Source organism: Pseudolabrys sp., from assembly GCF_035943735.1.
GTDB lineage: Bacteria > Pseudomonadota > Alphaproteobacteria > Rhizobiales > Xanthobacteraceae > Pseudolabrys.
The window spans coordinates 95,278-108,829 of sequence record NZ_DASZBV010000022.1; the positions used below are offsets into that span (position 1 = coordinate 95,278).

Below are 13,552 nucleotides of genomic sequence, written 5' to 3' on the forward strand. Positions count from 1 at the left end.
TCCATGACCCTGGTCGCACCCGCGCCGAAAGGCATTCTCGACCCGGCGACCGGCAAGCCTGTCGGTTCCGACGATACGTTTTTCCGCGGCGTCAACAACGAGCTCGCCGACAAGGGTTTCATCGTCACCGCGGTCGACGACCTCATCACCTGGGCCCGCACCGGCTCGCTGATGTGGATGACGTTCGGGCTCGCCTGCTGCGCCGTCGAGATGATGCAGATGTCGATGCCGCGCTACGACGCCGAGCGGTTCGGCTTCGCGCCGCGCGCGTCGCCGCGCCAATCCGATGTGATGATCGTCGCCGGAACGCTGACGAACAAAATGGCGCCGGCGCTGCGCAAGGTCTACGACCAGATGCCGGAACCGCGCTACGTCATCTCCATGGGCTCCTGCGCCAATGGCGGCGGCTACTATCATTATTCGTATTCGGTGGTGCGCGGCTGCGACCGCATCGTTCCCGTCGACATCTACGTGCCCGGCTGTCCGCCGACCGCCGAGGCGTTGCTTTATGGTGTGATGTTGCTGCAGAAGAAGATTCGCCGCACCGGCACGATCGAGCGGTAAAAAGGCTTTAGGCAATGGATACGCTCGAGAACCTGGGGCAGGCGATCAGGTCGGCGATGGCGGGCGCCGTGACCGGTCACGAAGTGCGGCACGGAGAATTGACGCTTACCGGCAACGCCGCCGACATCGTCAGGCTTGCGACCTTCCTGCGCGAAGATCCGGCCTGCCAGTTCGTCAACCTCGTCGACATCACGGCGGTCGACTGGCCGAGCCGCGAGCAGCGCTTCGACGTCGTCTATCATTTCCTGTCGCCGCGGCTGAACCAGCGCATCCGCGTCAAGGTGGTGACCGACGAGGCGACGCCGGTGCCGTCGATCATCGGCGTGTTCAAGGGCGCCGACTGGTTCGAGCGGGAGGCCTACGATCTCTACGGCGTGCTGTTCACGGGCCATCCCGACATGCGCCGCATCCTTACCGATTACGGTTTCGAGGGGCATCCGCTGCGCAAGGATTTCCCGCTGACCGGCTTCGTCGAGGTGCGCTACGACGACGAGGAAAAGCGCGTGCGCTACGACAAGGTGGCGCTGGCGCAGGAATTCCGCAACTTCGACTTCCTCTCGCCGTGGGAAGGCACCGACTACGTGCTGCCCGGCGACGAGAAGGCCGCCAAGCCGCCCGAGCCGGAGAAGAAGGCGTCATGAAGCCGCTTTCGCCCGGCGTGAAGCATTCGTTCTCCTACCTCGTGCCGGAGAACAAGACGGTGCCTTACACCTACCCGGAGTCGCCGATCATTTCCGGCATGCCGAAGGTGTTCGCCACCGGCTTCATGATCGTGCTGATGGAATGGGCCTGCGCCGAGCTGATCGCGCCGTATCTCGAGCCGGGCGAGGGCTCGCTCGGCACGCATGTCGACGTCAGTCACGCGGCGGCGACGCCGCCCGGCATGACCGTGCAGGTCGACGCCGAGATCGCCGCGGTGTCGGGCCGCAAGCTGACCTTCAAGGTGCGCGCCCACGACGGCGTCGACATGATCGGCGAGGGCACGCACGAGCGCGTCGTCGTCGCCTGGGACAAATTCAATTCGCGGGTCGCGCAGAAGGCGGCCGCGGCGGGAGTAGCATGATGGCCGAGACCGCCATCCGCAATTTTACGATCAATTTCGGGCCGCAGCATCCGGCCGCGCACGGCGTGCTGCGCCTCGTGCTCGAGCTCGACGGTGAGGTGGTCGAGCGCGTCGATCCGCATATCGGCTTGCTGCATCGCGGCACCGAGAAGCTGATCGAGGCCAAGACCTATGCGCAGGCGATACCGTATTTCGACCGGCTCGATTACGTCGCGCCGATGAACCAGGAGCACGCCTTCTGCCTGGCGGTGGAGAAGCTGCTCGGCATCCAGGTGCCCAGGCGTGCGCAGTTGATCCGCGTCCTCTATTCCGAGATCGGACGTCTGCTCTCGCATCTGTTGAACGTCACGACGCAGGCGATGGACGTCGGTGCGCTCACCCCGCCGCTATGGGGCTTCGAGGAGCGCGAGAAGCTGATGGTGTTCTACGAGCGCGCTTCCGGCTCGCGCATGCACGCCAACTACTTCCGTCCCGGCGGCGTGCACGAGGACCTGCCGCCGAAGCTGATCGACGATATCTGGAATTTTTGCGATCCGTTCCTCCAGGTGGTCGCCGATCTCGATGCGCTGCTGACCGACAACCGCATCTTCAAGCAGCGCAATGTCGACATTGGCGTGGTCTCGCTGGCCGACGCCTGGAACTGGGGCTTCTCCGGCGTGATGGTGCGTGGCTCGGGCGCGGCATGGGACCTGCGCAAGTCGCAGCCTTATGAATGCTATGCCGAAATGGATTTCGACATCCCGATCGGCAAGAACGGCGACTGCTACGACCGCTATCTCATCCGCATGGAGGAGATGCGCCAGTCGGCGAAGATCATGAAGCAGTGCATCGAGAAGCTGCGCGCGCCGGAAGGGCAGGGACGCGTGTCGGTCGACGACCACAAGATCGTGCCGCCCACGCGCGGCGAGATGAAGCGCTCGATGGAAGCGCTCATCCATCACTTCAAGCTCTACACCGAAGGCTATCACGTGCCGGCCGGCGAGGTTTACGCGGCGGTCGAAGCGCCGAAGGGCGAGTTCGGCGTCTATCTCGTCTCCGACGGCACCAACAAGCCGTACAAGTGCAAGATTCGAGCACCGGGCTTCGCGCACCTTCAGGCGATGGATTTCATGACCCGCGGTCATATGTTGGCGGATGTCTCCGCCATCCTCGGCTCCCTCGATATCGTGTTCGGGGAGGTCGACCGATGAGCGTCCGCCGTCTTGCGCCCGCCGAAGTGCAGCCGAGGAGCTTCGCCTTCACGGCGGAGAACCTCGACTGGGCGAAGAAGCAAATTGCCAAATACCCGGAAGGCCGCCAGTCGTCCGCAGTCATCCCGATCCTGTGGCGCGCGCAGGAGCAGCACGGCGGCTGGCTGCCCGAGGCCGCAATTCGCACCGTCGCCGACATGCTCGGCATGGCGCACATCCGCGCGCTGGAGATCGCGACCTTCTATACGCAGTTCATCCTGCAGCCCGCCGGCAGGAAGGCCCACGTGCAGGTCTGCGGCACGACGCCGTGCCGCCTGCGCGGCGCCGAGGACATCATCGAGGTCTGCCAGCACCGCATCGCGCACGATCCGTTCGCACTGTCGAAGGACGGCGACTTCTCGTGGGAAGAGGTCGAGTGTCTCGGCGCCTGCGTCAACGCGCCGATGGTGCTGATCGGCAAGGACACCTACGAGGACCTGACGCCGGAGAACTTCGAGAAGGTGCTCGACGGCTTTGCCAAGGGCAAGCCGGTGAAGCCGGGCCCGCAGATCGATCGCCAGTTTTCGGCGCCGGTCGGTGGCGCGACGACGCTCACCGATCCGGCAATCTATGCCTCCAGCCCGACGCGCGGCCAGCTGGGCACGACCGATGCGGAGGCCAAGCGTCCGGGCGCGGCGGCCAACGTCACCGAGGCGCCGGCGCCGAAGCCGCCGGCCGACGACGCGTCGGCCAAGCGCAAACCGAAACCGAACTGATCGGCGAAAGAACGAGAAATGCTCGCTGACAAGGATCGCATCTTCAAGAACCTCTACGGGCTCCACGATTGGACCCTGAAGGGGGCGCGTGCGCGCGGCGCCTGGGACGGCACCAAGGCGATCCTCGAGCGCGGCCGCGACGGCATTATCAATGAAATGAAGGCCTCGGGACTGCGCGGCCGCGGCGGCGCCGGCTTCCCGACCGGCCTGAAATGGTCGTTCATGCCGAAGGAGATCGGCGAGCGGCCGCATTACCTCGTCGTCAACGCCGACGAGTCCGAGCCGGGCACCTGCAAGGACCGCGAGATCATGCGGCACGACCCGCATCTGTTGATCGAAGGCTGCCTGATCGCCAGCTTCGCCATGGGCGCGCATGCCGCCTACATCTATGTGCGCGGTGAGTTCATCCGCGAGCGCGAGCACCTGCAGGCCGCGGTCGACGAGGCCTACGAGGCCAAGCTGATCGGCAAAAACAACGTGCACGGCTGGGACTTCGACGTCATCGTGCATCACGGCGCCGGCGCCTATATCTGCGGCGAGGAGACGGCGCTGCTCGAAAGCCTCGAAGGCAAGAAGGGCATGCCGCGGCTGAAGCCGCCGTTCCCGGCCAATGTCGGCCTCTACGGCTGCCCGACGACGGTCAACAACGTCGAGTCGATCGCCGTCGCGCCCGACATCATGCGCCGCGGCGCCGCCTGGTTCTCCTCGTTCGGCAATCCGAACAATGTCGGCACCAAGCTCTTTTGCATTTCCGGCCACGTGAACAGGCCGTGCAACGTCGAAGAGGCGATGGGCATCACCTTTCGCGAGTTGATCGATACGCATTGCGGCGGTATCCGCGGCGGTTGGGACAACCTCAAGGCCGTGATCCCGGGCGGCTCGTCGGTGCGCATGGTGCCGGCGGCGCAGATCGTTGACACGCCGATGGATTTCGACAGCCTGATGAAGCTGAAGTCGGGCCTCGGGACCGCGGCGGTCATCGTCATGGACAAGTCGACCGACCTCATTCGCGCCGTCGCACGGCTGGCCTACTTCTACAAGCACGAGAGCTGCGGCCAGTGCACACCATGCCGCGAGGGCACCGGCTGGATGTGGCGCGTTCTGACGCGCATGGCGGAAGGCCGCGCGCAGAAGCGCGAGATCGACATGCTCTTGGAAGTCACCAAGCAGGTCGAGGGGCACACGATCTGCGCGCTCGGCGACGCGGCGGCATGGCCGATCCAGGGTCTGATCGCGCATTTCCGTCATGAGATCGAGGAACGCATCGATCAGTATGCAGCCAATCCGCATTCGGAACCGGTTGCCGAGGCGGCGGAGTAGGGATGATGGAGCCTCGCCATCTCGCGGAGTTCAACATCGCGCGGATCAAGTATCCGCTCGATGATCCGCGCATGCGCGAGTTCGTCGACAATGTCGACCGCGTCAACAAAATGGCGGACAAGCTGCCGGGCTTCGTCTGGCGTCTCCAGGGCGAGAGCGGGCACGCGATGGACATGCGGGTCTATGACGATCCGGCGATCCTGCCGAACCTGACCGTGTGGGAGAACGTGGAGGCGTTGGAGCGCTTCGTGTTCAAGACCGTGCACGGCCGCTTCTTCGATCGGCGTGAGACCTGGTTCGAGCAGCCTGACCCGACCTTGGTGCTGTGGTGGGTGCCGGAAGGGCACCGGCCGACTCTGGAGGAGGGCGTCGCCCGCCTCGATCATCTCAAGGCGCGCGGCCCGAGCGATTTTGCCTTCGGCTGGGAGAGTCTCCCGGCCGCACAGACTGGACAGACGGCGCGTGCGACGCGCGCGAGTGAGCAAGCGGCATGACCAAACTGATTGTCGACGGCAAAGAGATCGACGTCCCGCCGGAGTACACACTGCTCCAGGCCTGCGAGGCGGCGGGCGCGGAAATCCCGCGCTTCTGCTTCCACGAGCGGCTGTCGATCGCCGGCAATTGCCGCATGTGTCTCGTCGAACTCAAAGGTTCGCCGAAGCCGGTCGCTTCCTGCGCCTGGGGCGTGCGCGACTGCCGCCCGGGCCCGAACGGCGAGCCGCCGGTCGTCAACACCCGGACGCCGATGGTGAAGAAGGCGCGCGAAGGCGTGATGGAGTTCCTGCTGATCAACCATCCGCTCGACTGCCCGATCTGCGACCAGGGCGGCGAGTGCGACCTGCAGGACCAGGCGATGGCCTACGGCGTCGACAGTTCGCGCTATGTCGAGAACAAGCGCGCGGTCGAGGACAAGTATATCGGCCCGTTGGTCAAGACGATCATGAACCGCTGCATCCACTGCACGCGGTGCATCCGCTTCACCACCGAAGTGGCGGGCGTGTCCGAGCTCGGCGCCATCGGCCGCGGCGAGGACATGGAGATCACCACCTATCTCGAGCACGCGATGACGTCGGAATTGCAGTCCAACGTCGTCGACCTGTGCCCCGTCGGCGCGCTGACCTCCAAGCCCTACGCGTTCACGGCGCGGCCGTGGGAATTGTCGAAGACGCAATCGGTCGACGTCATGGACGCGCTCGGCTCGGCGATCCGTGTCGACACGCGCGGCCGCGAGGTCATGCGCATTCTGCCGCGCAATAATGACGACGTGAACGAGGAGTGGATCTCCGACAAGACGCGACACGTGGTCGACGGCCTGCGCACGCAGCGCCTCGATCAACCGTATGTGCGCGTCGGCGGCCGCCTTAAGGCGGCCTCGTGGACCGAGGCCTTCGCCGTCATCGCCAATCGCGTGAAAGCGACGAGCGGCAACCGCATCGGCGCCATCGTCGGCGATCTCGCCGGCGCCGAGGAGATGTTCGCGCTCAAGGACCTGATGAGCCGCCTCGGCTCGCCGAACGTCGATGCACGACAGGACGGCGCCGTATTCGATCCGGCCTGGGGCCGCGCGTCGTATCTGTTCAACGCCACCATCGCCGGCATCGAGCAGGCCGACGCGCTCCTCATCATCGGTGCCAATCCGCGCCGCGAGGCGGCGGTGCTCAACGCCCGCATCCGCAAGCGCTGGCGGCTCGGCAATTTCCCGATCGCATTGATCGGCGAGAAGGCTGATCTCACTTACCCCTACGATTATCTCGGCGCCGGCGCGGAGACGCTCGCCGATCTCGGCAAGAGCAAATTTGCGGAAGCCTTCAAGGCGGCGAAAAAGCCGCTGATCATCGTCGGCGCCGGTGTCTTCGCACGCAAGGACGGCGGCGCGCTGGCCGCGCTCGCCGCCAAGGCTGCGGGCGAGTTCGGCGTCGTCGCGGACGGGTGGAACGGCTTCTCGGTGCTGCACACGGCCGCCTCGCGCGTCGCCGCGCTCGACATCGGCCTGGTGCCGGGTGCTGGCGGCAAGACCGCGGCGGAGATGGCGGCGGGCGGTCTCGACGTGCTGTTCCTGCTCGGTGCCGACGAAATCGACGTCGCGCCGGGAGGGTTCGTCGTCTACATCGGTACGCACGGCGACCGCGGCGCGCACCGCGCCGACGTCATCCTGCCGGCGGCGGCCTACGCCGAGAAGTCGGCGATCTACGTCAACACCGAAGGCCGCGTGCAGCTCGCCAACCGAGCGGCGTTCCCGCCGGGCGATGCGCGCGAGGACTGGGCTATCCTGCGCGCGCTGTCCGACGTGCTCGGCAAGAAGCTGCCCTATGACTCGCTGGCGCAACTGCGGCAGGCGCTGTTCGCCGCGCATCCGCACTTCATGCGCATCGACCAGATCACCGCCGGCGATGCCGCCGACATCGGCAAGCTCGCCAAGCTTTCCGGTACGCCGGAGAAGCTCGGGTTCAAGTCAGCCGTCACCGATTTCTACTTCACCAATCCGATCGCCCGCGCCTCGGCCATCATGGCCGAATGCTCGGCGCTGGCGCACGCGGCGCACAAGACCGCGGCGGAGTAGGGCACATGGATTTCTTCTGGACCTATCTCTGGCCGCTGATCATCACGATCGCCGAATCCGTGCTGATGCTGGTCGTGCTGCTGATCGCGATCGCCTACATCCTGCTCGCCGACCGCAAGATCTGGGCGGCGGTGCAGATCCGCCGCGGCCCGAACGTGGTCGGCCCCTGGGGCCTGTTCCAGTCCTTCGCCGACCTCCTGAAGTTCATGCTCAAGGAGCCGGTGATCCCGGCCGGCGCCAACAAGGGCGTGTTTCTGCTGGCGCCGCTCGTCACCTGCGTGCTGGCGCTCGCCGCCTGGGCGGTGGTGCCGGTCAATGCCGGCTGGATGATCGCCAATATCAATGTCGGCATCCTCTACATTTTCGCCATCTCGTCGCTGATGGTCTACGGCATCATCATGGCGGGCTGGGCGTCGAACTCGAAGTACCCGTTCCTCGCCGCACTGCGCTCGGCGGCGCAGATGGTGTCGTACGAGGTCTCCATCGGCTTCGTCATCATCACGGTGCTGCTCTGCGCCGGCTCGCTGAACCTGTCGCAGATCGTCGAGGCGCAGAACTCGAGGTGGGGTCTGTTCGGCTGGTACTGGCTGCCGCTGCTGCCGATGTTCGTCATCTTCTTCGTGTCGGCGCTGGCCGAGACCAACCGCCCGCCGTTCGATCTTGTCGAGGCCGAGTCGGAACTGGTCGCCGGCTTCATGGTCGAATACGGCTCGACGCCCTACATGATGTTCATGCTCGGCGAATACGTGGCGATCGCCACGATGTGCGCCATGGCGACGATCCTGTTCCTCGGCGGCTGGCTGTCGCCGATCCCCTTCGCGCCGTTCACCTGGGTGCCGGGCATCATCTGGTTCGTGCTCAAGGCGTTCTTCATGTTCTTCCTGTTCGCCATGGCCAAGGCGATAGTGCCGCGGTATCGCTACGACCAGCTGATGCGGCTCGGCTGGAAGGTCTTTCTTCCGGTATCTCTGGCCATGGTCGCGATCGTTGCCGCCGTCATCGAGTATGGCGGCGTGGCGACCGCCGCTGTGAAGTGAGGATGCGATGACACTCGACCGCGCGGCCAAACAGATATTCTTGTGGGAATTCCTCACCGGCTTCGTGCTGGCGATGCGCTATTTTTTCAAGCCGAAGCCGACCATCAACTACCCGTTCGAGAAGAATCCGATTTCGCCGCGCTTCCGCGGCGAGCACGCGCTGCGCCGTTATCCGAACGGCGAGGAGCGCTGCATCGCCTGCAAGCTGTGCGAGGCGATCTGCCCGGCGCAGGCGATCACCATCGAGGCCGGTCCGCGCCGCAATGACGGCACGCGCCGCACCACCCGTTACGACATCGACATGGTGAAGTGCATCTACTGCGGTCTGTGCCAGGAAGCCTGCCCGGTCGACGCCATCGTCGAGGGCCCGAATTTCGAATTCGCTACCGAGACCCGCGAGGAACTCTATTTCGACAAGGACCGCCTGCTAGCCAATGGCGACCGCTGGGAACGCGAGATCGCGAAGAACATCGCGCTCGACGCGCCGTACAGGTGAGATGAGATGATCGCCGCCCTGTTTTTCTATCTCTTCTCCTGCGTCTGCATCGCCAGCGCGGTGATGGTCATCGCCTCGCGCAATCCGGTGCACTCGGTGCTGTTCCTGATCCTCGCCTTCGTTAACGCGGCGGCCCTGTTCGTGATGATGGGCGCCGAATTCCTGGCGATGATCCTCATCGTCGTCTATGTCGGCGCCGTCGCCGTGCTGTTCCTGTTCGTCGTCATGATGCTCGACGTCGACTTCGCCGAGTTGAAGCACGGCGTGCTGCAGTACCTGCCGATCGGCGTGCTGGTCGGCGGCATCTTCCTCGCCGAGCTCCTGTTCGTCGTCGGAGCCTGGGCCATCGGGCCGGCGGTGAAGACGGCGATCACCGCGCCGATCCCGACCACCATGCCGAACACCGAAGCGCTCGGCATGGTGCTCTACACCCGCTACGTCTACTTTTTCGAAGGCGCCGGCATGGTGCTGCTGGTCGCCATGGTCGGCGCCATCGTGCTGACGCTGCAGCACAAGGTCCGCGTCAAGCGCCAGAGCATCCCGGTGCAGAATGCGCGCACGCCGGCGACCGCCATCGAGGTCATCAAGGTCAAGACCGGGCAGGGGCTGGGGAGCAACACATGACCATCGGTCTCGGCCACTATCTCAGCGTCGCCGCCATCCTGTTCACGCTCGGGATCGCCGGCATTTTCCTCAACCGCAAGAACGTCATCATCATCCTGATGTCGATCGAGCTCATCCTGCTCGCGGTCAACATCAACCTGGTGGCCTTCTCGACGCATCTCGGCGACATCGTCGGCCAAGTCTACGCGCTGTTCGTGCTGACGGTGGCGGCGGCCGAGGCGGCGATCGGGCTTGCCATTCTCGTGGTCTTCTTCCGTAACCGCGGTTCGATCGCGGTCGACGACATCAATTTGATGAAGGGCTGAGCCTTCCGATGTACCAGGCCATCGTCTTCCTGCCTCTTCTCGGCGCGATCCTCGCCGGCGTCATCGCGCTCGCCGGCGCACGCGCCCGCTTTCCGGGGGAGGCGCCGCCTCCCGGCATGGATGACAACGCCACGGATCATGGCGCGCATGCGCATGAACCGGGCGCACACGGCGGGGCCGCCTTCCACAACACGCATGACGAGCCGCTCGACGGCCATGGCGACCACGGTCACGACGAGCACGGCCACGCGCCGGCGGAACCGGCCGCGGCCGGCTCGCGCATCGCCGAGCTGATCACCACGACGCTTTTGATGGTGTCGATGGTGCTGTCGTGGATCGCCTTCGTGCAGGTCGGCTTCGGCCATCACGACGTGCGCGTGCCGATCTTCACCTGGATGGCGGCCGGCGACCTCAAGGTCGACTGGGCGCTGCGCGTCGACACGCTGACCGCGGTGATGCTGGTCGTCGTCAACACCGTGTCTGCCTTCGTGCACCTCTACTCGATGGGCTACATGCACGAAGACCCGTACCGGCCGCGCTTCTTCGCCTACCTGTCGCTGTTCACCTTCGCCATGCTGATGCTGGTGACCTCCGACAACCTGGTGCAGATGTTCTTTGGCTGGGAAGGCGTGGGCCTCGCCAGCTACCTGCTGATCGGCTTCTGGTACTACAAGCCTGAGGCAAACGCCGCGGCGATCAAGGCCTTTGTCGTCAACCGCGTCGGTGATTTCGGCTTCGCGCTCGGCATCTTCGCGCTCTTCTACCTGACCAACGCCGTCGACTTCGAAACCATCTTCCACCAGGCCCCGAGCCTCGTCGGCAAGACGCTGCCGTTCTTCGGCCACCATCCCGACGCGCTGACCATCACCTGTCTGCTGCTGTTCATGGGCGCGATGGGCAAGTCGGCGCAGTTCCTGCTGCACACCTGGCTGCCGGACGCGATGGAAGGCCCGACGCCGGTCTCCGCGCTCATCCACGCCGCGACCATGGTGACCGCAGGCGTGTTCATGGTCGCGCGACTGTCGCCGTTGTTCGAACGCGCGCCCGACGCGCAGGCCTTCGTGATGTTCATCGGCGCGACCACGGCCATCTTCGCCGCAACGATCGGCCTTGTGCAGAACGACATCAAGCGCATCGTCGCCTATTCGACCTGTTCGCAGCTCGGCTACATGTTCGTGGCGATGGGGGCAGGGGCCTACTCGGTCGGCATGTTCCACCTTTTCACGCACGCCTTCTTCAAGGCGCTGTTGTTCCTCGGCTGCGGCTCGGTCATCCACGCGATGCATCACGAGCAGGACATCCGCCACATGGGCGGGCTGAAGGACCGCATCCCGTTCACCTACGCGGTGATGATCGTCGGTACCCTGGCGCTGACCGGCTTCCCGCTCACCGCCGGCTACTTCTCCAAGGATGCGATCATCGAGTCCGCCTACGTCGCGCATAACCCGATGGCGCTCTACGGCTACGGCTGCACCGTCGTGGCCGCGCTGCTCACCTCGTTCTATTCGTGGCGCCTGATCTTCAAGACGTTCCACGGCGAGCCGCACGACCGCAAGCACTGGCGCGACGCGCACGAGAGCCCGCTGGTCATGCTGATCCCGCTCGCCGTGCTGGCGATCGGCTCGATCTTCGCCGGCTATCCGTTCAAGGCGATCTTCGCCGGCCCGGGCGTCGAGGAATTCTTCCGCGGCTCGCTCACCTTCGCGCAGGGCAACCACGTGCTCGAGAACATGGAGCACATCCCGTTCTGGATCGGCTTCATGCCGACCATCATGATGGTGATCGGCTTCCTCATCGCCTGGCAGTTCTACATCCGCCGACCCGACATCCCGGTCGAGCTCGCGCGTCAGCACCGGCCTCTCTATCTGTTCCTGCTCAACAAGTGGTACTTCGACGAGCTCTACGACGTCATCTTCGTGCGCCCGGTGAAGTGGCTCGGCCGCACACTGTGGAAGGGCGGCGACGGCTGGCTCATCGACGGCTTCGGCCCCGACGGCGTGTCGGCGCGCGTGCTCGACGTCACCCGCAACGTGGTGCGGCTGCAGAGCGGCTACCTCTACCACTACGCCTTCGCCATGCTCATCGGGGCGGCGGCGATCATCACCTGGTTCATGTTCTCGGTGCACTGACGGATTATCGACAATGACCTGGCCGATCCTCTCCGTCGTCACGTTCCTGCCGCTGCTCGGCGCGCTTTTGATCGCGCTGATGGCGCACGGCAACTCGCCGATGGCGCGGGGCACTTCGCGCTGGATCGCACTGTGGGCAACGATCGTCACGTTCGCCGTGTCGCTTTTGCTTATCAAGAATTTCGACCCGGCCTCGGCCGAATTCCAGTTCGTCGAGAAGATGAACTGGCTCGGCGTCGCCTCCTATCACATGGGCGTCGACGGCATTTCGCTGCTCTTCGTGATCCTGACCACGGCGCTGATGCCGCTCTGCATTCTGGCGAGCTGGACCTCGGTGCAGCGCCGGGTGAAGGAATACATGATCGCGTTTCTGGTGCTGGAAACGCTGATGATCGGCACCTTCTCCGCGCTCGACATCGTCCTCTTCTACCTGTTCTTCGAAGGCGGACTGATCCCGATGTTCCTGATCATCGGTGTCTGGGGCGGCCCGCGCCGCGTCTACGCGTCGTTCAAGTTCTTCCTCTATACGCTGCTCGGCTCGGTGCTGATGCTGCTCGCCATCATGGCGATGTACTGGCAGGCTCACACGACGGACATCGCGGTGCTGCTGCACCACAGCTTCCCGGCGGGGATGCAGAAGTGGCTGTGGTTTGCCTTCTTCGCGTCGTTCGCGGTGAAGATGCCGATGTGGCCGGTGCATACCTGGCTGCCCGACGCCCACGTCGAGGCGCCGACCGCCGGCTCGGTGATCCTGGCCGCAATCCTTCTGAAAATGGGCGGCTACGGTTTCCTGCGCTTCTCGCTGCCGATGTTCCCCGAGGCGAGCCACCTGTTCGCGCCACTCGTCTTCACGCTCTCGGTCGTCGCCATCGTCTACACCTCGCTGGTGGCGCTGATGCAGGAGGATCTGAAGAAGTTGATCGCCTATTCGTCGGTCGCGCACATGGGCTTCGTCACCATGGGCATTTTCGCGGCGACGACGCAGGGCGTGCAGGGCGGTATCTTCCAGATGATCTCGCACGGCATCGTCTCCGGCGCGCTGTTCCTCTGCGTCGGCGTCGTCTACGACCGCACGCACACGCGCGAGATCGCGGCCTATGGCGGTCTCGTCAACCGCATGCCGCTCTACGCCTTCATCTTCATGCTGTTCACGATGGCCAATGTCGGGCTGCCGGGCACCTCCGGCTTCGTCGGCGAGTTCCTGTCGCTGATCGGCACCTTCAAGGCCAACGTCCAGGTGGCGTTCTTCGCCACGATCGGCGTCATCCTGTCGGCCTGCTACGCGCTGTGGCTGTACCGCAAGATGGTGTTCGGCACGCTCAGGCCGACGCTCGCCGCGATCCGCGACATCGGCTGGCGTGAGGCGGTGATCTTCGCACCGCTGGTCGTGCTGACGATCCTGTTCGGCGTGGCGCCGAAGCCGGTGCTCGACATGTCGGCGGCCTCGGTCGCCCAACTCCTCGCCAATTACAATCAAGCGATCAAGACGGCCGAGCAGGCTCAGCCGGT

13 protein-coding genes and 1 pseudogene are annotated in these 13,552 nt (G+C 64.9%); all 14 read left to right on the plus strand.

The window, feature by feature from the left end; genetic code table 11:
* Positions 1–3 precede the first annotated feature (3 nt).
* Positions 4–564: a NuoB/complex I 20 kDa subunit family protein gene (locus VGV41_RS17395; protein ID WP_414705144.1), complete on the plus strand. Its 561-nt coding sequence runs from the start codon at positions 4–6 to the stop codon at positions 562–564.
* A gap of 14 nt (positions 565–578) precedes the next feature.
* Positions 579–1,205, plus strand: coding sequence for an NADH-quinone oxidoreductase subunit C (locus tag VGV41_RS17400; protein WP_326865221.1), 627 nt, complete (start codon positions 579–581; stop codon positions 1,203–1,205).
* Positions 1,202–1,627 carry a thioesterase family protein gene (locus VGV41_RS17405; protein ID WP_326865222.1) on the plus strand — a complete coding sequence of 142 codons (426 nt, stop codon included), beginning with the start codon at positions 1,202–1,204 and terminating at the stop codon, positions 1,625–1,627. Before VGV41_RS17400 ends, VGV41_RS17405 begins: the two co-directional genes overlap by 4 nt.
* Complete coding sequence (locus VGV41_RS17410; RefSeq protein WP_326865223.1) at positions 1,627–2,817, plus strand: NADH-quinone oxidoreductase subunit D; 1,191 nt, start codon at positions 1,627–1,629, stop codon at positions 2,815–2,817. Before VGV41_RS17405 ends, VGV41_RS17410 begins: the two co-directional genes overlap by 1 nt.
* A complete protein-coding gene (gene nuoE / locus VGV41_RS17415; RefSeq protein WP_326865224.1) occupies positions 2,814–3,572 on the plus strand; it encodes an NADH-quinone oxidoreductase subunit NuoE in 759 nt (252 codons plus the stop codon). Before VGV41_RS17410 ends, nuoE begins: the two co-directional genes overlap by 4 nt.
* Before the next feature lie 18 nt (positions 3,573–3,590).
* On the plus strand, positions 3,591–4,892 hold the full coding sequence (nuoF, locus tag VGV41_RS17420) for an NADH-quinone oxidoreductase subunit NuoF (RefSeq protein ID WP_326865225.1): 1,302 nt from the start codon (positions 3,591–3,593) through the stop codon (positions 4,890–4,892).
* Between the two features lie 2 nt (positions 4,893–4,894).
* On the plus strand, positions 4,895–5,386 hold the full coding sequence (locus tag VGV41_RS17425; RefSeq protein ID WP_326865227.1) for a DUF3291 domain-containing protein: 492 nt from the start codon (positions 4,895–4,897) through the stop codon (positions 5,384–5,386).
* Positions 5,383–7,452, plus strand: coding sequence for an NADH-quinone oxidoreductase subunit NuoG (gene nuoG / locus VGV41_RS17430; RefSeq protein ID WP_326865228.1), 2,070 nt, complete (start codon positions 5,383–5,385; stop codon positions 7,450–7,452). The genes VGV41_RS17425 and nuoG overlap by 4 nt, the downstream gene beginning before the upstream one ends.
* Before the next feature lie 5 nt (positions 7,453–7,457).
* Positions 7,458–8,489 (plus strand): NADH-quinone oxidoreductase subunit NuoH, encoded by a 1,032-nt coding sequence (nuoH, locus tag VGV41_RS17435; protein ID WP_326865229.1) that lies wholly within the window; start codon positions 7,458–7,460, stop codon positions 8,487–8,489.
* Between the two features lie 7 nt (positions 8,490–8,496).
* On the plus strand, positions 8,497–8,985 hold the full coding sequence (gene nuoI, locus VGV41_RS17440) for an NADH-quinone oxidoreductase subunit NuoI (protein ID WP_326865230.1): 489 nt from the start codon (positions 8,497–8,499) through the stop codon (positions 8,983–8,985).
* Between the two features lie 6 nt (positions 8,986–8,991).
* Positions 8,992–9,609: an NADH-quinone oxidoreductase subunit J gene (locus VGV41_RS17445; RefSeq protein WP_326865231.1), complete on the plus strand. Its 618-nt coding sequence runs from the start codon at positions 8,992–8,994 to the stop codon at positions 9,607–9,609.
* Positions 9,606–9,914: an NADH-quinone oxidoreductase subunit NuoK gene (gene nuoK / locus VGV41_RS17450; protein WP_326865232.1), complete on the plus strand. Its 309-nt coding sequence runs from the start codon at positions 9,606–9,608 to the stop codon at positions 9,912–9,914. The genes VGV41_RS17445 and nuoK overlap by 4 nt, the downstream gene beginning before the upstream one ends.
* An 8-nt stretch (positions 9,915–9,922) precedes the next feature.
* The gene (nuoL, locus tag VGV41_RS17455; RefSeq protein WP_326865233.1) at positions 9,923–12,043 is read left to right on the plus strand and encodes an NADH-quinone oxidoreductase subunit L; all 2,121 of its coding nucleotides are present in this window, start codon (positions 9,923–9,925) and stop codon (positions 12,041–12,043) included.
* A 13-nt stretch (positions 12,044–12,056) separates the two neighbouring features.
* Positions 12,057–13,544, plus strand: a pseudogene (locus VGV41_RS17460) (NADH-quinone oxidoreductase subunit M); the annotation flags it as partial.
* Between the last annotated feature and the right edge of the window lie 8 nt (positions 13,545–13,552).